The following is a 19,220-nucleotide window of genomic DNA, read 5'->3' on the forward strand; positions in this document are numbered from 1 at the left end:
TATTATTACTTCCATCACTTACTATAGTAGTCTTAATTTTATGGAAATCATTTAGTCAAAAAATAAAAAAATTCACCACACCATTTAAGTAATTACAAAATGATTAATCAAGATTTTGAAGAGTTTAAAAACGATATTGGTTGGTATCTAGAACCTACCGATACCGTTGAATTAACGAATATAGAGGATGACATCTATTTGTCTGACGAGTTTCAATCCATTTTCCCAAACTTAACTAAACTGGTTCGCAAAGCAAGAATTCAGAATTTAAAAATTAACAGCCTACCATTCAAGCTTTTCTCTTGGACCAACATTGATGATGTAAGCTGTGGCTGGCTGAGTAAAATTGAGCCAGAAAGCATATCTGACATTAATATTTCAAAAGAGCATCAAATACTATTAAATGCAATTGGCGGCATTGAAGAGTCTTACAATCAGCCAGAGCCATGTTTAGCGAATAATCAAGATTTTTTATTTACAAAATCAAAGTGTAGTAAAGGAATCGGAGATTGGAACGTTTATTATGATGCAATGTGCACCGAGTATCATAAAATAAAAATAGATGCCAGTAATTACATCTCATTTGTACAAGAAGCGAATGGAGCATTAACTTTTTATAATCCAAAAAACAATGAGGTGTTATTATTCTCTCCTGACCATTGTTTTGATGACGTTGCATTTTTAAAAGACCAACCAGAATATACCTTTCATACTATAAACGGAATAAAAAACTTTAACGATTATGTAGAAAAGCTAGCTAAAGAATGGATTTCTGACGTTCAGATTTAAATAAATTGTAGTTTAAAAGACCGGTACAGAAATCGAATATTCACAGATCAAAGCACCTAACTACTGTATGCAAACCAGCAATATCTTACATTCTTAACAACCTTGTTAACACTACGACAAAATGTAAGATAATTCATCTAAAATAAATTACTATTTTGGCTGTAGAATAATTATAAGGAACAACCACGGTTAGCTAAAAAGCTACCCACAACCACCTATTACTTGAATATTATGAGTGAAACGCAACAAAATGACTCTCAAAACAACAATGGTCAAACCATTATAATTAATCAAAACAATAGTAGTAATGGAATTGGAACCGCTGGTTTTGTATTATCTATTGTCGCACTTATTATAGGCTGTGTGCCTATTCTTGGTTGGTTTGTATGGTTTTTAGGTCTACTACTTTCTTTTATAGGTATTTTCAAAAAGCCAAGAACGCTAGCCATGATCGGTTTATTCATCTCATTAATAGGTATAATTCTATTACTTTTTGTTTTTGCTAATCTTGCATTATTTGGAGCTTCATCTGCAGCACTCGATGGCTTGTAGAATTTATTTTTTTTGAAGTGATAGAAGGTTGTTTTAAAATGATTGGAAGAAAGTTAATTTACAGTAAAAGAATAATATTTAACTTTAGATTTAAATACCTTTGTATTCATAGAAATCTTACTGATCAGTATAATTACTTCATTAAAAGTTCTCCGCTTTTATTACATGAAGTGAAAATGATTGTTTCTATTAGTATCGTTTTCTAATACCGAATTAATTAATAGTTGAATGTTTAGACATCAAGGCAAAAGCAGAAAATTAAAGCACAATCTGCAAATTGCCACTATTTTATCTTTTGTAGCAGGCATTGTAAATGTAACGGGGTTTTTGGCATACAACCAGCTAACCACCAATGTTACAGGGCATTTTGCACTTTTTATGAATGATGTTGCTAATTTAGAATTCTGGAAAGGCACTGTTTATTTCCTCTATATATTTTCTTTTCTTTTTGGATCGTTCTTCTCTAGTTTTCTGATCGAAAAATTTAGAAAGAATAAAAAATTAAATGTCTTTGTACTACCAACGGCAATCGAATGTCTAATTCTAATAGCCATACCGCTTTATAGCGATGCTTTTGAAATCACTTATCCAGATTTAATTATCTGCGCGCTTCTCTTTGCTATGGGATTACAAAATTCTTTCGTCACCAGAATTTCAAATGCAGTAGTAAGAACAACACACCTAACAGGGTTATTTACAGATTTAGGAATTGAGTTGTCGCAATTATTTTTTCCGGAAAGGCACCCGAATAGAGAAAAATTAAAATCTAATATTAAACTCCGTCTGTACATCATCTGTTTCTTCTTTCTCGGCGGAATAATCGGCGGATTTCTGTACCTACAACTCAACTTAAAATTGAATGCTCTAATTGTTGGTGCACTAATCTTATTGGCTAGTTTGTTTTATGATGATTTTAGATATCAATTTATACGTACAAAAAGAAAATATACGCAACGTAGTTGAATTACAATATCTAAAGAATCTATCTAAACTTGATTTAAATTTCAGTACTTTTAGTACTACTACCAACCATAATTAATTAATATGAAAAAATATGTTGGACCTATAATCGGAGTAATTTTATTCGTAATACTTGCCACAATATCGTACCACTTTTTAAATGGGTTCTTCAATCCTTTTACCTCTAACGAAATCTAAAATAAACCATGAAACATCTACTCTCTACATTCCTTTTCGCTGCACTATTAGTTTCTTGCAATTCATCCGATAAATCTAAATCAACATCTGCAGAAAGTACAGATGCAGAAACAACTACAGAAGCTGTTGCGAAAATTGAAAAGCAATTAAAAACCATTGAAACAGATGAAGACCTAATAGCTACTGCATTAATGGCAGCGCCTGCAGAGAGTAGGGCTACAAGTAAAGTAATTGGTTATAATATGGCTGGTGAGTTTGTAACTTTAAAAGAAGGTGATAGCGAATATATTGTACTTGCAGATGACCCAAAGAAAGATGGATTCAATGCTGCCTGTTACCATAAAGACCTAGACGCTTTTATGGCGAGAGGTAGAGCTTTACGTGCCGAAGGCAAATCTGCCGATGAAATTTTTGCTATTCGAGAGGCTGAAGTAAAATCTGGTAAAATTAAAATTACTCCCGGTTCCACTTTACACATTTACTACGGTCCCAATACTGTTTATGATGTAGAAACATCAAAAGTAGATGGCGCAAGGCTACGTTATGTAATATACACGCCATTTGCAACATCAGCATCAATTGGCTTACCAGAAACTCCGTCTGCACCCAATCACCCATGGATCATGAATCCTGGTACGCACAGAGCACATATTATGATTTCTCCGTTAGAAAATGAAGTAGAGTAATAACAAAGCGAGTCAAAAAGCGTTAACCATATATGGTAAAACGAATACTTAATTACCTTGGCTGGTTAATTGTAGCCATACTTTTAGGGTTTCTACATATGCGCATAGTTTTAGGTGCACCACCAGAATCTGACGATGACAAATTCTCGTTTGCAAGTATGGTATATGAATGGGCGTTGGTACAAGTTGGCGCAATCGTTGGCTGTGTAATTGCACTTATATTCATTTTATTCGACGTATTTTATTTGAACAACAAACTTCAAGGCAATAGCAAAGCAACGCTGTTTCGTTTTATTATTATTTCTATAATCGCAGCTATTGTTGGCGTCACGCATTATATTTTAGAAAACGTAATCGATGTTATATAGGTTTACCTTACCTACATATTTAATCACACCTATTAAAATGAGAAGCATTCTATTTTTATTTATTTCACTCATTTCATTAAATTTTGCCAAAGCAGAAGACCTTGTAACAGCGCAGTTCCCAGATAAGTTAATGTACGAAGGCAATATCTATGAATTGCATACCAACCCATTAGAACCCTATTTTGAGAAGCACCCAGATAAAAAACCTGAACAAGTTTCATCGGCATTATGGCGAGGTTATGTTGCTCATTTCGAAATTATAGAAAACCAGCTTCTTGTAACCGACATAACAACACCTGTTTATGAAGAAAACGGAGAAATGAAATGGGTATCTATTTATACTGATATTTTCGACAATAATGAAAACGTGGTTATTGATTGGTATTCGGGTATTTTAACCCTACCCTATGGCGAAATAGTAAACTATGTACACCAAGGTTATGCTTCAACATACAGTAATTATAACCTTCTAGAAATTGAAAATGGATGTTTTACTGAAGCCAGAAATTTAAATTACAAACAATTCATAACGTTCAAAAAAGAGCAGTTTATAGCTTTTGAAAAAACAGAAACCTACAAAGAACTGTTTAATAGATTAAAAAATAATAGCACGCAAAAAGAAGCGGTTGTTACGAAATCTTACATCTCAGATTTTATTTTAAAATATACTTCAAAGTTTTTAGTGGAATAATAGTAGTGCTTTTCTTTAAAAATGCAGTTAATAGAAATCGTTCTATTAAATTTGCCCTATCACGCTTAGCATTATAGCGCTATATTTAATTTTATGAATACACTTGACATTAGAACGGTAGATGTTGTTCAATACTTACAGCCCTTACGCGAAGGTGGCTCTATGCCTGCCATTGTAAAAGCCGACGATGATTTTCTCTATGTATTGAAGTTTAGAGGCTCTGGGCAAGGTAAAAAATCGCTTATTTCTGAGTTTATTGGTGGTGAACTGGCGCGTGCCATCGGTTTAAAAGTACCTGAATTGGTATTTATGAATTTAGAAGATTCTTTTAGGCAGACCGAACCTGACGAAGAAATTCAAGATTTACTAAAGTTTAGCGTAGGGCTTAACCTCGGTTTACACTTTTTATCTGGTGCTATTACTTTCGACCCCTTGATTTCTAAGGCAGATGCTATGACAGCTTCAAAGGTTGTGGTGTTAGATAGTTTAATTAGCAATATAGATCGTACCGCTAAAAATGCAAATCTATTATACTGGCATAATGAATTATGGGTGATTGATAATGGGGCAAGTTTCTACTTTCATCATAATTGGGAGACTTGGGAAAGTCACCTAACCAGAACATTTCCGTTTATAAAAGATCATGTGCTTTTACAACAGGCCACTGCTCTACATGAAGCTGCTGCAGAAATTCAAAAATTCATCACACTAGATAAAATAATAGAGATTGTAAATAACATACCTGAAGATTGGTTGACGAGTGAGTCGGATGCTTTAAATGCGGATGAGAAAAGATCAGCCTATATTAAATTTATAACCACTAAGCTATCTATGATCGATGTTTTAGTTAAAGAAGCAGAAGATGCAAGATAGACATACCTTCAAATTTGCGATAGTTAGGATTGTACCCAAGGTAGAACGTGAAGAGTTCTTTAATGTCGGAGTGATTCTATTTTGTAAACGGACAAAATTTTTAGATATTAAATATCATATTAATGAGGATAAGCTAAATGCTTTTTCTCCGGAAATAGAATATGAAATATTGAATGATTATCTAAAAGCCTGGAAATTGATTTGTGAAGGAAAGGAAGCTGGCGGACCAATAGGAAAGTTAGATTTGCCTGATAGATTTGGGTGGTTAACAGCATGCAGAAGTACAGTAATACAAAGCTCCACTACCCGATCCGGACTCAGTACCGACCCAGAAAAAGAGCTAGAAGACATATTTAATAAGTACGTATTGTAAGGTTAAATACTTTTTACTACTCTTATATTAATTATATTCTAGAAATAATAATATTTAATTAAGTAAAAGGCTTGCCTTTTTTTAAAACAAATCAATAATATGCAATCATCAGAACTAAAAAAAATAATTCAAGGCATTCCTAAAACGGAACTTCACTTACATTTAGAAGGGAGTTTTGAACCAGAATTAATGTTCGAGATTGCAAAGAGAAACAACATCACTCTACCATACGATTCTATCGAATCGGTTAAAGAAGCGTACAAATTCAACAACCTTCAAGAGTTTTTAGACATCTATTATGCAGGTGCACAAGTGCTGTTGCATGAGCAAGATTTCTTTGATTTGACTTGGGCATATCTAACCAAGGTACATAGCGAAAATGTAAAGCATGTAGAAGTCTTTTATGACCCACAAACACATACCGAAAGAGGTGTTGCTTTTGAGGTTGTAATAAAAGGAATTCACCGCGCTTTAGAAAAAGGAAAAAATGAATTAAACATTTCTTACAAACTAATAATGAGCTATTTGCGTCATTTAAGTGAAGAAGATGCTTTTAAAACCTTAGAAGAATCACTACCGTTCAAAGACATCATCGATGGCGTTGGTTTAGATTCCTCAGAAATGGGAAATCCGCCAAGTAAGTTTGAAAAAGTATTTAAAGCATCTGCAGCACAAGGCTATAAACTAGTTGCCCATGCAGGTGAAGAAGGTCCGGCAGATTATATATGGGAAGCTTTAGATATTTTAAACGTAGAACGTATAGATCACGGTAACCGTTGCCTAACAGACGAAGCTTTGGTAAAAAGATTGGTAGATGATAAAATCGCACTTACCCTCTGCCCTACTAGCAATGTTGCCTTAAAAGTGATTCAGAAGATGGATGAGCATCCCGTTGCTAAAATGCTTGATAAAGGAATTGTCGCTACTATACACTCAGACGATCCTGCCTATTTTGGTGGGTATATGAACGAGAACTACTACCAAACTGCGAAAGCGCTTAATTTAAGTTTAGCACAAATAGAGCAACTGGCTATCAATGGTTTTGAAGCAAGTTGGTTGAGTGCCGCATCCAAAGAAAAACATATAAAAGAGGTAAAAGATTACTTTAAATCGCTTTGATCTTCAAGCGGAATAAAAATTTCAAAAATAGCGCCATTACCAAGACTACTCTCAACCCTAACTTGTCCGTTATGGGTGGTCACAATACGTTTTACAATGGCGAGTCCGATTCCGGTTCCTTGATATTCTTCGTCGTTATGTAAGCGTTGAAAAATCTCAAAGACTTTACTTTCATATTTCTGATCAAAACCGATACCATTATCAGTTACCATAATATGAGAATAACGCTTGTCGTCATTTAATTGTAAAAGAGGATAATCTTCACCTTGCACAACTTTACCTGATACTTTAATTACAGGCTTCTCTTCGTTTTTGGTAAACTTAATTGCGTTTGTAAATAGATTGAACAACAATTGCTTAAACTGTATTGGTCTAACCGTAACATCACAATCTTTTGAAATTTTAAGTGCTGTCTTATGTTCCTTTAGCTCTTCACTTAAAACATCTTTTACATCTAGAACCAGCTTTTTTAAAGAGACCGTTGTTAAACTGTTATCTATAGTTTCGGTAGCGCCATAAGTCAATAAATCTTGAATAAGATTACGCATACGAGCCGCAGATAAATCGATTCGTTCTAATTTATGTTTACCAGCGGTAGATAAATTATGAAACTCATTATCACTTACTTGAGAAATGAACATTTGTATTTTACGCAATGGTTCTTGCAAATCGTGACTACAAATATGATTAAACGAAGCCAAATCGTTAATCATTAACTCTAATTTTATAGTCTTGATTTCTAACTGATTGGTTCGTTGAAAAACTTTCTTCTCTAATTTCTTAGAGAATTTTTTCAACTTTTTGTGAGCTCTTTCAAGCTCTAATTTATTCTTTCTAAGTTCCAACAAATTGATCACCTGCTCAGACAAAATATTCAAAGATTCCTTTTGGCTTTCGGTTAATTTTCTAGGCTTGTTATCAATAACACATAAGGTACCTAAAGGCAAACCACTTGCATTTTTTAGCGGAATACCTGCATAAAAAACAATGTTAGGATCACCCGTTACTAACGGATTGTCATAAAACCGCTCATCTTCACGAGCATCTTCGGTCGTAAAAATAGGGTCATTACCCGTAATGGCATGTGCACAAAAGGCATCTTCGATCGGTGTTTCAGAAACCCCTAGTCCGTAGTGAGATTTAAACCATTGCCGTTTATCATCTAGCAGTGTGATTAATGAAATTGGAGTCTGACAAATTTCTGCCGCAAGTTTGGTAAGGTTATCATAATCTTTTTCAGGCAATGTGTCTAAAATGGAATACGAATTAAGAAGTGCAAGACGTTCTTTTTCCCTATCATGAATTTTGGCTTTTGTCATAGTCTATCTAAGAGAAGTTGTTTTAACAGCAGCAAATATAAGGCGCATGTTACTTTTGATATGCTAAATATAATATAATAGTGGTAAATATTTGCTGCGTAGAATATAGTCTTGAAGATTAAATGAGCTTTTATTTTGGATATAAAAGAGCTACAAAAGATTCACTTTGTACATTTCTCCATCTTTACAATCTACAATAAAATTCAAATTTTTAAAACAAATCTAAGCTTGTTTGCTTCGCTTCATTTATCAATACTATGTTTTCAACCATCAAAGATGGTATCAAAAAATTGACTTCGAAATACTCAAATTTTACAGATTGCAACAAATATTAATTTTGTTTAATATTTAACATAATTACTTAAACAAAATTAAATACCTTTATCATATTAAATTTTCAAACACTTTTCTTTAAAAAATGAATAAACTAGCCTTAGTAAGATGTGAACATTTTAATGCAGCACATAGATTGCACAATGTAAATTGGAGCGATGAAAAAAACAAAGAAGTTTTCGGAAAATGTAACAACCCAAATTATCATGGACACAACTACGAACTTGAAGTAAAAGTAATTGGGTTTTGTAATAAGGATACAGGTTACGTAATAGATACCAAAGTTTTATCAGATTTGATTGAAGAAAAAGTTTTAGATCGATTTGACCATAAAAATCTAAATCTAGACACTAAAGAATTTAAAACCCTTAACCCGACTGTTGAAAATATAGCAATAGTCATTTACGATATTTTAAAAACTGAGATTGAACCAAATTTAGAGTTAAAGATTAAACTATATGAAACACCAAGAAACTATGTTGAATACCCTTATTAAAGAAAACAAACTAAATGGATTTTCAGAAGAGGAAATCGGTGATGATCATATTTTTACAGGTCTTGAAACTCCTATGAAGCCAAATGCTTTTAAGATATCTGACGATGAAAAGAAAGATAAAATAGCAGATTTATTTTCACAAATAATGGATGTTATGGGGCTAGATCTTCAAGACGATTCTTTGAAAGGAACACCCAATCGTGTTGCTAAAATGTACATAGATGAAATCTTTTCAGGTTTAAACCCTGCCAATAAACCTAAAGTAGCTTTATTTGATAATAAATATCAGTATAATCAAATGCTGGTAGAAAAAAATATAACCTTTTATTCGAACTGTGAACACCACTTTGTTCCGATTATTGGTAAAGCTCATATCGCATATATTTCTTCTGGTAAGGTGATCGGACTTTCGAAGCTTAATAGAATTGTTCAATATTATGCCAAGAGACCACAAGTGCAAGAGAGATTAACCAATCAAATAGCTGCTGAGCTTAGACAAATTTTAGAAACTGAAGATGTAGCCGTAATAATAGACGCTAAGCATTTATGCGTCTCGTCACGTGGTATTAAAGATGATACTTCTGCGACAGTAACTTCTTTTTATGGAGGTGTCTTTAATACATCAAGTAAGATTGCAGAATTACAAAATTATTTGAATTAATAACGAGTTCGAACTTAAAACACTAGTGACAAGTACAGAGAAAAAAGATATTTAGTAAATACTGAACAACGTTACCGTTATTGTAGAGGTTACCAATGTTAACTTGGTATTTTAAAAAAACAGTAAATACTGTCATTTTAAAAGTTGTGAGTACTCGTAATATTTCAGCACAACAAATCCGGCACTTCGTATCCAATAGTTTATTTTAAAATTAAGTCAATGAAAAAAGTAGAGAAAGCAAAAACAGCTCCCATCAAAAAAACCATAATAAGCAAAGCTTCTATTTACGACATAAAAATAAATTCACTTGAAGGCAAATCGATTGACTTTTCTAAATTTATTGGTAACCACATTTTATTTGTAAATGTGGCTTCTGAATGTGGCTTTACCAATCAATATAAAGATTTACAAAAACTAAGTGATACCTATAAAAATTTAACGGTTATAGGAGTTCCCTGTAATCAATTTGGAGGACAAGAGTCGGGTAATAGTTCCCAAATTAAAACCTTTTGTGAACGCAACTATGGTGTTGATTTTTTACTAACAGAAAAAATCGAAGTAAAGGGTAGCAAACAACACCCTTTATATCAATGGTTGACAAATAAAGAATTTAATGGTAAAACAAGTTCTAGTGTAAAATGGAATTTCCAGAAATATTTGATTAATAAAGATGGTGACTTAGTCGATTATTTTTATTCTATAACGAAACCTTTAAGTTCAAAAATTATCAAGCATTTATAAAATTCTCTTTAACATTCGTGACGCTACTTGAATTTGAAATAGTGATATTAATGTACAAGTGTATTACAAGTAAGAAATCTGTACATTTTGTACTCTTATCTCTTGTACTCAAGAATTGATTAAAAACAGTAATGTTGATTTTTATATTTTAAAACTAAGCTACTGGCAAGGTCTAATACACCAACAATCAGCGTAAATCACCTTTTGTATTATTCACGTGAGTTTTTAGTAGCCGATGTTTTTCTTTTTGAACTGCAGGATGATTTTTGTGTTCCCAAATTTTTTCTCTTGCTAACTTTGCACTTTCTTGTAAATCTACAATTGGTAATGGGTAATCTTCACCAATTATAACTTCACAGAACGACTGTTCTAAAACTGTCATTTTCCAAGGTTCATGAATATGTACAACAGGAACATTAGCAAGTTCTGGAACCCACTTTTTTATAAAAACACCATTAGGGTCATGTTCTTGAGAGTTCTTTACGGGGTTATATAAGCGCACGGTATTGACACCAGTTGTACCAGCCTGCATTTGAAATTGAGGATAATGTATACCAGGCTCATAGTCTAAAAATTGCCTAGCCAAATGATAAGTACCTTCTCTCCAATCTTGATCTAGGTTGAGTGTTAAAAATGAAACTACCATTGCCCTCATTCTAAAATTTATCCACCCTGTTTGCGCTACAGCTCGCATACAAGCATCAACTAAAGGATAACCCGTTAACCCTAGTTTCCAGGCTTTAATAAATGCATCATTTTTTTCATGCAATAATAATTCATACCCTTTATTGATACACGCTGTTTCATACCTACATTCCACCTCAAATTTCTGAATAAAGTGGCAATGCCAAAACAATCTTGTTAACATGGCTGAAAAGGCACTATTATTTTTTGTTCCGTTCGGGTGGGTACCTACAAATTGAAATACTTGTTTTACACTTATATTTCCCCAAGCTAAATATGGCGATAATCTACTACACCCTTTTCTACTTTCTGTAGGTTTCGAAATATGCTTCTGATAATTACTACCCCTTTTGGTTGCAAAAGAATTTAAATATCGCAAAGCATTCTGTTCGCCCCCAGGTTGAAAATTGCTGTTGGTTTTTTCTAAATTAGTTTGAAACTCTTGTGGCAATAAAAAGGGATGCTTTATTGGCTCTAAATCAGATACCGAATACTTATTTCTAATGATAGGCTGATGCATTTTCAAGTGCCATTGCTTACTCCAATCTTCTCTATTCTTAATACCTCTTAAAATACCGTCACGCTGAAATTCTTGCCAACTAATACCATATGTATTACAAATTTTCTTTACTCTTTTATCTCGCTGCCATGATAATTTGATTCCACTTTCACAATAGCTAAAAAGCGAATTAATTTCAAAATGATTGTTAAGGTATTCCAGAACACCTTCGACTTCGCCATAAAAGAGCGTAACGCTTCTATGATAAGGTTTTAAGGTTATATTTAATGCTAAAATAGATTGATAAATAAATTGTAAATGCCTTAAACTGGTATCTGGGTATTGAATTAGAGATGGTTCAAAAAGGTAGATAATTAAGTAAGGAATACCTGCCTTTTCAGCATTAAATAAAGGTTCATGGTCTTGTGAACGTAAATCACGTTTTAACCATACAATATTCAGCTCCTTTTTACTCAAGATTAATTTGATTTTAATTTATTCAACAAGAAATAGGTATCATAGAAATACCCTTCCACTATGCCGCAAATGACTTACCAACTTCAAATCTATTTTAAAAAAAGTGAAAATGTTAACGTAATACATTAAAATACCTCGATACTATTTTTTGAATATACCAAGTAAGGTATGACTGTAACAAGTTATAATGACGCAAATGAAATATGAAAGAATAGTTTTCGCATCAGTTGAATTAATCTAACGCTTACGTAGGATATAATTCTCTAACGTGAATAATTAAACCTTTACTGAAAAGGGATTCACTCCGTGCAACCCTCAACCTCCGAACATGACAATAAAACTCAAATCTGCTCTCGCAAATTTTGAACTTTTTCTTTTTCCGCCCTTACAAAAGCTAGCTTTTGACATAAGAAGTTGCGAACAAGGGATTCACTACGTGCATCCCTCAATCTCCGAACATGACAATAAAGCTCAAATCTGCTCTCGCAGACTTTGAACTTTTTCTTTTTCCGCCCTTACAAAAGCGAGCTTTTGACTTCCGTAAAAAGAAAAAGCTCAATATCAAAAAGATATTGAGCTTTGCTCTAAGCGGAGAAAGAGGGATTCGAACCCCCGGAGGTGTGACCCTCAACAGTTTTCAAGACTGCCGCATTCGACCACTCTGCCATTTCTCCTGAGTGCCTCATCAGGTATTCCCTGAATGCGGGTGCAAATATATAAAGGTTTTCTTATCTATTAAAGCCTTTTCTTAATTATTTTTCAACTCATTTATTTCTAAACTTTTCAAACGAAATGAAAAGGTTGAAATTCAGTTATTTATTACCTTGCCGCAATGGTAAATTCGCTAGTGAGCATATTGATTCCTTTTAAGAATGTTGAAGATTATTTTGAAGAATGTCTGAAATCCATCCAAAATCAGGCCTATAAAAATTGGGAAGTCATTGCCGTTAATGATAATTCTAGTGATAATAGCTTACTAATTGCAAACCAATTTGCTGCTGAAGATGATCGTTTTGAAATATTCTCTAATGATGAATCGGGCATTATAACTGCCCTAAGAAAAGCGTACGCAAATAGTTCTGGTAATTTTATCTCTCGTATGGATGCCGATGACCACATGACTAAAGACCGTATTAAAGTAATGGTCGATTCTTTAATAAAAGAAGGTCTAGGAACTCTTGCCGTTGGCAAGGTGAAGTATTTCTCTAAAGCAGGAGTAAACGATGGCTATGCTCGCTATGAGAAGTGGTTAAACAAACTGACTGCAACAGGAGAAAACTTTAAAGAGATATATAAAGAGTGTGTAATACCATCGCCCTGCTGGATGGTACATAAAGAAGACTTTGATAACTGCGAGGCGTTTATGCCAGACAGATATCCTGAAGATTACGACCTTGCCTTTCGTTTCTATGAATTCGGACTAAAATGTATACCCTGCACCACTACCCTACACTATTGGAGAGATTATGATAACCGAACATCACGAACTAGCGAGCACTATGCACAGAATTACTTTTTAGATATAAAACTGCATTACTTTTTAAAATTAGAATTCAAACCAACAAACAACTTAGTGGTTTGGGGTGCTGGTAAAAAAGGAAAAACTATTGCAAACTCGCTCGTTGAAAAGAATATTCCTTTTCATTGGGTTTGCGATAATGAAAAGAAAATCGGTAAAGATATTTATGGTGTGCGACTTGAACACTTCAACGTGCTTCAAAGTATAGAAAACACAAAGTGTATTATTACGGTTGCCAATGAAGAGGACCAGATGAGCATCACCTCTTTTTTTAATGAATTAAATTTAAAACCTGCTGTAGATTATTTCTTCTTTTGCTAACTAATCTTTATAAAAATAATAGTTGCATTCTCACAAGCTTCTAATTTCAAAATAATTATCTTTGGCATAAGCAAAATCAGGAATGCAATTTAAATATCCAGAACTTCTTTGGGGTCTTTTACTACTACTCATTCCGATCATTATTCACCTTTTTCAATTACGTCGATTTAAGAAAACGCCCTTTACCAACGTAAAGTTCTTAAAACAAGTAGTTTCTGAATCTAGAAAAAGCAGCACATTAAAAAAGTGGTTATTACTTTTTACTAGAATGGGCTTGTTAGCAGCTTTAGTACTAGCATTTGCACAGCCATTTATTGCCAATGACGCTGCACTGAAAGAAAAAGAAACTGTTTTCTACTTAGACGATTCTTTTAGTATGAACGGGCAAATTGAAAATGGCAACCTCTTTAAAAACACCATACAAGATTTTATAAAATACATACCCAACGATCAGCGCTTTACCCTATTCACCAACAAACAGGTATTTAAAGATGTTGAAGTAAAAGATATTCAAAATGAATTGTTGAATCTTACCGTAGCTGCAGATCAGTTGGGTGTTGCCGAAATTATTTTAAAAGGAAATACCTATTTCAGCGATAATACTGCTTCTCAAAAAAACCTAGTGGTTATTTCAGATTTTCAGAAACGTATGGGAGACTTTAGCGAGGTTGATACGACAAAAAATATCAATATTCAGTACATAAAACCGTCTAACACATCAATTACGAATACGTCTATTGATTCTGTCTTTATTGCCGAACGCACTAATGATAATATTGAATTGGTTGCGCTACTATCTACCAATGCTGATGATGAAACTATACCCGTCTCATTATACAACGATAACAAGCTTATCGCTAAAACATCTGCTAAATTTGATACTGATAATACGGCTGAAGTCCGGTTTACTGTCAACGCCAACGATGTTGTTTTAGGCAAGGTAAGCATCACAGATACCAGCTTGGATTATGACAATCAATTCTTCTTTAACATTGATAAGAAATCGAAAATTAAGGTATTGGCAATCGGCGATTCATCTGCAGATTTCTTAAGTCGTATCTATACCGAAGATGATTTTGACTTTACAGTAAGCACATTAAATCAATTGAATTACAGCACTATAGAGAATCAAGATTTGGTTATACTTAACGAGATTCAAAAAATACCAAGCGCTCTTAATACCGCTCTGAAGTCTTTAAGTAATAATGGCGGCAGTTTCGTTTTGATTCCCTCAGTTGATGGCGATATATCTTCTTATAACGAATTAGCATCCGCATATTTCAATAGCAATTTCTTAAACGGAATATCTCAAGAGATTTCAATTTCAGAGGTAAAAACAGCACATCCATTATTTATAAATGTGTTTGACAAGAAGGTTAGCGATTTTCAATTTCCGACTGTAAAAAAATATTTCAAAATAAATTCTAAAGCACCGACAGCACTTTCTTTTCAAAATAAAGAGCCGTTTTTAATAGGGAATAAAAATGGGTATTTCTTTACGGCAGCGATTAGTAGCGATAATTCAAACTTCAAAAATTCACCTTTAATAGTACCTGCCTTTTATAATATGGGTATGAACAGTTTAAAGCTACCGCCATTGTATGCAACTATTGGCACTGACGTTGAAATAGAATTACCGATTACCTTACAGCAAGACGATATTATTAAAATCGCTAACGAAACCAATGAGTTTATACCACAGCAGCGCGTATTACCAAAAAAAGTACAGGTCAATTTTATAGAGAATCCGAAAGAAGCCGGCATCTATAAAATCATGCATAATGACAAAACCATTAGAAGCATCAGTTTTAATAATAACAGAGAAGAGAGTGCATTAATTTACACTCCTTTACCAGAAAATAACAGCGATACATCACTATCGAATTTCTTTTTAGAAAGTCAAAAAAACAATGCCATAAACGAGTTTTGGAAATGGTTTGCTATTTTAGCATTAGCATTTGTTTTAATAGAAACGGCACTTCAAAGATTCTTAAAATAAACTAGTAACGAACCAGCCATAACCCTATGAATATACTTTTAAAATCTGTTACGATAGTAAATGGGAACACGAAGAGTCTTCATTTAAAGAAGCGGGATATTCTTATTAAAAACGGAGTTATAGATGCTATTGAAACCACTATTGAACCAAGCGGTAAAACAAAGGTTATTGATATTAAAAACTTACATGTTTCTTTAGGATGGTTTGATAGCGGCGTTAGTTTTGGTGAGCCTGGGTACGAAGAGAGAGAAACTATTGAAAACGGATTGTTAACGGCTGCCAAAAGCGGATTTACAGATGTCATCTTAAATACAAGCAGCTACCCAACACCAGATTCAGCTTCCGATATTGTCTATTTAAAAAATGCAGCCAAAGATCAATTAACTGGTTTACACCCTTTAGGCAACCTAACTGTAAAAGGAGATGGCGAAGTACTCGCAGAGCTTTATGACATGAAGAATGTAGGTGCATTAGGCTTTTATGACTATAAGCACCCGATGGCAAATGCCAACCTATTAAAAATTGCGTTGCAGTACGCTCAGAATTTCGACGGACTCGTATTTTCTTTTCCGTTGGATAAAAGCATATCTGGTAAAGGCATCGTTAATGAAGGTATTACCAGCACCAAATTAGGTTTAAAAGGGATACCTACCCTAGCGGAAGAATTACAGATAGCAAGAGATTTATTTATTTTAGAATATACAGGAGGAAAATTATTTATCCCAACCATTTCTACAGCAAGTTCTGTAAAACTGATTGCCGATGCCAAGAAAAAAGGATTACAAGTATTCTGCAGCGTAGCAGCTCACAATCTTGTTATTACCGATAGTGCGTTAGAAGATTTTGACACACAATATAAAGTAATGCCACCACTGAGAACGGCAGCAGATTTAAAGTCACTTCAAAAAGGAGTTAAAAACGGAACTATAGATTTTGTAACATCTGATCACACACCATTGAATGTTGAACTGAAGCATGTGGAGTTTGATAATGCTGATTTTGGCACCATAGGTCTAGAAAGCACCTTTGGTATGTTGAACGAACTTTTAGGTGTTGAAGACACTATTGAACTGCTAACAAAAGGAAGATCAGTTTTCGGAATGAAAGAGCCAGAATTGAAAGTTGGACAACCAGTAAACCTTTCTCTTTTTACTACAGATGATGCTTACGAATTTTCAGAAGATCAGATCCTTAGCTCCAGTAAAAACTCCATCGCAATCGGCAAACCAATGAAAGGAAAAGTAGTTGGATCAATTGCAAATAACCAATTAGTATTAAATAAGTAACATGGAGAAAGCCCCCGAATTACCCGGAAAAAAAACCGCCATTGTGGCCTACCTTACAATTGTAGGAGCACTAATTGCGATAAGTATGAATTCTGAACCAAAAGACAAATTTGCTCGTTTTCACACAAGACAGGCTTTCGGACTTCATATTATCTTTCTTGCTTTTGCCATATTAAACGCACAATGGGGTAATGAGTATGGCTTTTACGGTCTTTACATATTCTATATTGTACTATGGTTTTATGCCTTTTTAGGCCTATTGGCAAACAAAGAACAAGAAGTTCCCGTATTGGGACCTTACTTTCAAAAATGGTTCACTTTTATAAATTAATATAATGACAACAGCTCCCCTTTCTTTAGAACACATTATTAAGCCTTCTAGCTTAACCGATAAAAAACCACCAGTACTTTTTATGCTGCATGGCTACGGTAGTAATGAAGAAGATTTATTTTCTTTCGCTCCAGAATTGCCAGAAGAACTATGTATTATAGCCGTTCGTGCACCTTATATATTACAGCCTTATGGTTATGCTTGGTACGCCATTAATTTTGATGATGAAAAAGGAAAATGGAGTGATGATGACCAAGCCATTGAATCTCGCGACAAAATCAAGAATTTCATTGATGAAGCCTGTTCTACGTATGGGTTAGATGAAAATAATGTAAACCTTTTAGGCTTTAGTCAAGGTACCATTCTAAGTTATGCCGTGGCATTATCATATCCTGAAAAAGTAAAGAATATTATCGCTTTAAGCGGATATATTAATGAAGATATATTAATAGATTCTTATAAGGATAACAACTTCGATAACCTTAATTTCTATTGCTCTCATGGCGATATGGATCAAGTGATACCGGTAGACTGGGCTAGAAAAGCACCCGAATTATTAACAACGTTAGGTATTAAGCACGTGTATGAAGAATTTCCTGCAGGGCATGGTGTTGCACCGCAGAATTTCTACTCCCTTAAAAAATGGATTTCAGATAAAATCTAGTTACTACGCGTATATAAAAGATGATCAATTAAGGTGAAATCTACACCTAGGTCATCTTTTAATTCATACTTAATCAACAGCTCGCCCCAATATTTACCATCAGAGAAATCGGTAAGTATCCATTTATGGTTCAGTACTTTGATTTTATTGATTTTAAACTCGTTCTGCATTCCTTCATAAGGTACTAACGGATTATCACCTTTTTGAGCATTGGTTTCCAATAATTTATCGGCAACATAGGCTGCAGGATCATTTATATTTAAATGCTCGAAATAAGCAAGTGCATCGTCATTATTCTCTAAAGAAAAATACTGCATATCAAGTACTTTCAAAGAAGATCTCTGAAGCGAGTCTTTCAAATTTTCCACTTTACTTTCTAGCCTTGTAATAGTTTCAGCATTAGCTTTAGTCATATTACCACTGCTAACAACTAGGTATAGACAGATTAAGGATACAAATAGAAATAAATAAAGGTATATTTTGCTCTTCATAGTTAAATAGTAATAGTTAAATTATCGTATGCCAAATGTACATTTTTCGGCAGTATTTTTTCTACTTCTTCGTGAAAACCAAGCAAGTGGCTAATATGTGTTATGTATGCTTTTTCCGGGTTAACTTCTTTTATAAAAGCAAGTGCCTCTTCTAGATTAAAATGAGAAATATGAGGCTCTAATCTTAATGCATTAACCACAACAACTTTAGAACCTTTTATTTTCTCTATCTCTTTTGGTTCAATCGTTTTTACATCAGTGAGATAAGTAAAATCCCCTAATCTGTAGCCAAAGACCTGAAGTTCGTTATGCAAGACATTAATTGGTGTAACCTCGCTATCACCAATCTTAAATGGCTCATTATTATTAACAAGATTGATATCAACTGTTGGTGCACCCGGGTATTTGTTCTTTTCTTGAAATATATACGCAAAACGAGTTTTTAAAGACTCCACTACCCTTTTATGAGCATAAATAGGAATATTACCTTGTCTAAAGAAAAAAGGACGAATATCATCTAAACCAGCAGTATGATCCGAATGTTCATGCGTGTATAAAATACCATCAAGATGCATCACATTATGGGTTAGCATTTGCTGACGAAAATCTGGACCACAATCAATAACATAGTTATAATCATCCCAAGAAAGTAAAACTGAAACCCGCAGTCTTTTATCCTTTGGGTTATCACTCAAACAAACCGGATGCGTACTACCAATTATTGGAATACCTTGAGAAGTTCCCGTTCCTAAAAATGTTACACGTAATTTGTTCATCATGTGATACAAAT

The 19,220-nt window shown here is 33.8% G+C and carries 21 protein-coding genes and 1 tRNA gene; 17 read left to right on the top strand and 5 right to left on the bottom strand.

Going from position 1 to position 19,220, the window contains the following annotated elements; genetic code table 11:
- Positions 1-99 precede the first annotated feature (99 nt).
- The 9 genes from QSV08_RS07960 (at position 100) to QSV08_RS08000 (ending at position 6,609) form a co-directional block, all read left to right on the top strand.
- The gene (locus tag QSV08_RS07960) at positions 100-789 is read left to right on the top strand and encodes a hypothetical protein (protein WP_324027869.1); all 690 of its coding nucleotides are present in this window, start codon (positions 100-102) and stop codon (positions 787-789) included.
- Positions 790-1,020: 231 nt separating this feature from the next.
- Positions 1,021-1,341: a hypothetical protein gene (locus tag QSV08_RS07965; protein WP_324027870.1), complete on the top strand. Its 321-nt coding sequence runs from the start codon at positions 1,021-1,023 to the stop codon at positions 1,339-1,341.
- Positions 1,342-1,569: 228 nt separating this feature from the next.
- Complete coding sequence (locus QSV08_RS07970) at positions 1,570-2,304, top strand: YoaK family protein (RefSeq protein WP_324027871.1); 735 nt, start codon at positions 1,570-1,572, stop codon at positions 2,302-2,304.
- 203 nt (positions 2,305-2,507) lie between these two features.
- The gene (locus QSV08_RS07975; protein WP_324027872.1) at positions 2,508-3,185 is read left to right on the top strand and encodes a hypothetical protein; all 678 of its coding nucleotides are present in this window, start codon (positions 2,508-2,510) and stop codon (positions 3,183-3,185) included.
- Positions 3,186-3,217: 32 nt separating this feature from the next.
- The gene (locus tag QSV08_RS07980) at positions 3,218-3,553 is read left to right on the top strand and encodes a hypothetical protein (protein WP_324027873.1); all 336 of its coding nucleotides are present in this window, start codon (positions 3,218-3,220) and stop codon (positions 3,551-3,553) included.
- Positions 3,554-3,590: 37 nt separating this feature from the next.
- Positions 3,591-4,244 carry a hypothetical protein gene (locus tag QSV08_RS07985; protein ID WP_324027874.1) on the top strand — a complete coding sequence of 218 codons (654 nt, stop codon included), beginning with the start codon at positions 3,591-3,593 and terminating at the stop codon, positions 4,242-4,244.
- 93 nt (positions 4,245-4,337) lie between these two features.
- A complete protein-coding gene (locus QSV08_RS07990) occupies positions 4,338-5,117 on the top strand; it encodes a HipA family kinase (protein ID WP_324027875.1) in 780 nt (259 codons plus the stop codon).
- Entirely contained in the window at positions 5,107-5,490 is a 384-nt protein-coding gene (locus tag QSV08_RS07995; RefSeq protein WP_299799281.1) for a DUF3037 domain-containing protein, read from the top strand. Before QSV08_RS07990 ends, QSV08_RS07995 begins: the two co-directional genes overlap by 11 nt.
- Before the next feature lie 99 nt (positions 5,491-5,589).
- The gene (locus QSV08_RS08000) at positions 5,590-6,609 is read left to right on the top strand and encodes an adenosine deaminase (protein WP_324027876.1); all 1,020 of its coding nucleotides are present in this window, start codon (positions 5,590-5,592) and stop codon (positions 6,607-6,609) included.
- Here the strand turns inward: QSV08_RS08000 and QSV08_RS08005 are convergent.
- Positions 6,591-7,928 (bottom strand): ATP-binding protein, encoded by a 1,338-nt coding sequence (locus QSV08_RS08005; RefSeq protein WP_324027877.1) that lies wholly within the window; start codon positions 7,926-7,928, stop codon positions 6,591-6,593. The genes QSV08_RS08000 and QSV08_RS08005 overlap by 19 nt on opposite strands.
- Positions 7,929-8,346: 418 nt before the next feature.
- On the opposite strand from QSV08_RS08005, the gene QSV08_RS08010 reads away from it, so the two are divergent.
- The 3 genes from QSV08_RS08010 to QSV08_RS08020 all read left to right on the top strand — a co-directional run bounded on the left by QSV08_RS08010 (position 8,347) and on the right by QSV08_RS08020 (position 10,159).
- On the top strand, positions 8,347-8,757 hold the full coding sequence (locus QSV08_RS08010; RefSeq protein WP_324027878.1) for a 6-pyruvoyl trahydropterin synthase family protein: 411 nt from the start codon (positions 8,347-8,349) through the stop codon (positions 8,755-8,757).
- The gene (gene folE, locus QSV08_RS08015; protein ID WP_324027879.1) at positions 8,720-9,418 is read left to right on the top strand and encodes a GTP cyclohydrolase I FolE; all 699 of its coding nucleotides are present in this window, start codon (positions 8,720-8,722) and stop codon (positions 9,416-9,418) included. The genes QSV08_RS08010 and folE overlap by 38 nt, the downstream gene beginning before the upstream one ends.
- A gap of 219 nt (positions 9,419-9,637) precedes the next feature.
- Positions 9,638-10,159, top strand: coding sequence for a glutathione peroxidase (locus tag QSV08_RS08020; RefSeq protein ID WP_324027880.1), 522 nt, complete (start codon positions 9,638-9,640; stop codon positions 10,157-10,159).
- Between the two features lie 187 nt (positions 10,160-10,346).
- Here QSV08_RS08020 and QSV08_RS08025 read toward each other — a convergent pair whose 3' ends face one another.
- Both QSV08_RS08025 and QSV08_RS08030 read right to left on the bottom strand, forming a co-directional pair.
- Positions 10,347-11,819 (bottom strand): cryptochrome/deoxyribodipyrimidine photo-lyase family protein, encoded by a 1,473-nt coding sequence (locus tag QSV08_RS08025; protein ID WP_324027881.1) that lies wholly within the window; start codon positions 11,817-11,819, stop codon positions 10,347-10,349.
- A 589-nt stretch (positions 11,820-12,408) separates the two neighbouring features.
- Positions 12,409-12,493: transfer RNA gene (locus QSV08_RS08030), tRNA-Ser, on the bottom strand.
- A gap of 158 nt (positions 12,494-12,651) precedes the next feature.
- Between QSV08_RS08030 and QSV08_RS08035 the strand changes: the two genes are divergently transcribed.
- From QSV08_RS08035 to QSV08_RS08055, 5 genes are all read left to right on the top strand, one after another.
- A complete protein-coding gene (locus tag QSV08_RS08035; RefSeq protein WP_324027882.1) occupies positions 12,652-13,659 on the top strand; it encodes a glycosyltransferase family 2 protein in 1,008 nt (335 codons plus the stop codon).
- An 82-nt stretch (positions 13,660-13,741) separates the two neighbouring features.
- Complete coding sequence (locus QSV08_RS08040; RefSeq protein WP_324027883.1) at positions 13,742-15,658, top strand: BatA domain-containing protein; 1,917 nt, start codon at positions 13,742-13,744, stop codon at positions 15,656-15,658.
- A gap of 26 nt (positions 15,659-15,684) precedes the next feature.
- Complete coding sequence (locus tag QSV08_RS08045; RefSeq protein WP_324027884.1) at positions 15,685-16,944, top strand: dihydroorotase; 1,260 nt, start codon at positions 15,685-15,687, stop codon at positions 16,942-16,944.
- A gap of 1 nt (position 16,945) precedes the next feature.
- Positions 16,946-17,275, top strand: a complete 330-nt coding sequence (locus QSV08_RS08050; RefSeq protein ID WP_324027885.1) for a hypothetical protein — start codon at positions 16,946-16,948, stop codon at positions 17,273-17,275.
- A 4-nt stretch (positions 17,276-17,279) separates the two neighbouring features.
- Positions 17,280-17,939 carry an alpha/beta hydrolase gene (locus tag QSV08_RS08055; RefSeq protein WP_324027886.1) on the top strand — a complete coding sequence of 220 codons (660 nt, stop codon included), beginning with the start codon at positions 17,280-17,282 and terminating at the stop codon, positions 17,937-17,939.
- On the opposite strand, the gene QSV08_RS08060 is transcribed toward QSV08_RS08055, so the two are convergent.
- Both QSV08_RS08060 and QSV08_RS08065 read right to left on the bottom strand, forming a co-directional pair.
- Positions 17,936-18,430: a hydrolase gene (locus QSV08_RS08060; RefSeq protein ID WP_324027887.1), complete on the bottom strand. Its 495-nt coding sequence runs from the start codon at positions 18,428-18,430 to the stop codon at positions 17,936-17,938. The genes QSV08_RS08055 and QSV08_RS08060 overlap by 4 nt on opposite strands.
- A 2-nt stretch (positions 18,431-18,432) precedes the next feature.
- Positions 18,433-19,209 carry an MBL fold metallo-hydrolase gene (locus QSV08_RS08065; protein ID WP_324027888.1) on the bottom strand — a complete coding sequence of 259 codons (777 nt, stop codon included), beginning with the start codon at positions 19,207-19,209 and terminating at the stop codon, positions 18,433-18,435.
- Positions 19,210-19,220 lie beyond the last annotated feature (11 nt).

This window comes from Maribacter sp. BPC-D8, from assembly GCF_035207705.1.
In the GTDB taxonomy this organism is placed as follows: Bacteria; Bacteroidota; Bacteroidia; order Flavobacteriales; family Flavobacteriaceae; genus Maribacter.

Bases quoted from the DNA above. Each gene is read 5' to 3' on its own strand.
- QSV08_RS08055 (WP_324027886.1), top strand. From the start codon at position 17,280: ATGACAACAGCTCCCCTTTCTTTAGAACACATTATTAAGCCTTCTAGC.
- QSV08_RS08040 (WP_324027883.1), top strand. From the start codon at position 13,742: ATGCAATTTAAATATCCAGAACTTCTTTGGGGTCTTTTACTACTACTC.
- QSV08_RS08045 (WP_324027884.1), top strand. From the start codon at position 15,685: ATGAATATACTTTTAAAATCTGTTACGATAGTAAATGGGAACACGAAG.
- folE (WP_324027879.1), top strand. From the start codon at position 8,720: ATGAAACACCAAGAAACTATGTTGAATACCCTTATTAAAGAAAACAAA.
- QSV08_RS08020 (WP_324027880.1), top strand. From the start codon at position 9,638: ATGAAAAAAGTAGAGAAAGCAAAAACAGCTCCCATCAAAAAAACCATA.
- QSV08_RS08010 (WP_324027878.1), top strand. From the start codon at position 8,347: ATGAATAAACTAGCCTTAGTAAGATGTGAACATTTTAATGCAGCACAT.
- QSV08_RS07975 (WP_324027872.1), top strand. From the start codon at position 2,508: ATGAAACATCTACTCTCTACATTCCTTTTCGCTGCACTATTAGTTTCT.
- QSV08_RS08035 (WP_324027882.1), top strand. From the start codon at position 12,652: ATGGTAAATTCGCTAGTGAGCATATTGATTCCTTTTAAGAATGTTGAA.
- QSV08_RS07985 (WP_324027874.1), top strand. From the start codon at position 3,591: ATGAGAAGCATTCTATTTTTATTTATTTCACTCATTTCATTAAATTTT.
- QSV08_RS07970 (WP_324027871.1), top strand. From the start codon at position 1,570: ATGTTTAGACATCAAGGCAAAAGCAGAAAATTAAAGCACAATCTGCAA.
- QSV08_RS08000 (WP_324027876.1), top strand. From the start codon at position 5,590: ATGCAATCATCAGAACTAAAAAAAATAATTCAAGGCATTCCTAAAACG.
- QSV08_RS08065 (WP_324027888.1), bottom strand. From the start codon at position 19,209: ATGATGAACAAATTACGTGTAACATTTTTAGGAACGGGAACTTCTCAA.
- QSV08_RS08005 (WP_324027877.1), bottom strand. From the start codon at position 7,928: ATGACAAAAGCCAAAATTCATGATAGGGAAAAAGAACGTCTTGCACTT.
- QSV08_RS07965 (WP_324027870.1), top strand. From the start codon at position 1,021: ATGAGTGAAACGCAACAAAATGACTCTCAAAACAACAATGGTCAAACC.
- QSV08_RS07960 (WP_324027869.1), top strand. From the start codon at position 100: ATGATTAATCAAGATTTTGAAGAGTTTAAAAACGATATTGGTTGGTAT.
- QSV08_RS07980 (WP_324027873.1), top strand. From the start codon at position 3,218: ATGGTAAAACGAATACTTAATTACCTTGGCTGGTTAATTGTAGCCATA.
- QSV08_RS07990 (WP_324027875.1), top strand. From the start codon at position 4,338: ATGAATACACTTGACATTAGAACGGTAGATGTTGTTCAATACTTACAG.
- QSV08_RS07995 (WP_299799281.1), top strand. From the start codon at position 5,107: ATGCAAGATAGACATACCTTCAAATTTGCGATAGTTAGGATTGTACCC.
- QSV08_RS08050 (WP_324027885.1), top strand. From the start codon at position 16,946: ATGGAGAAAGCCCCCGAATTACCCGGAAAAAAAACCGCCATTGTGGCC.
- QSV08_RS08060 (WP_324027887.1), bottom strand. From the start codon at position 18,430: ATGAAGAGCAAAATATACCTTTATTTATTTCTATTTGTATCCTTAATC.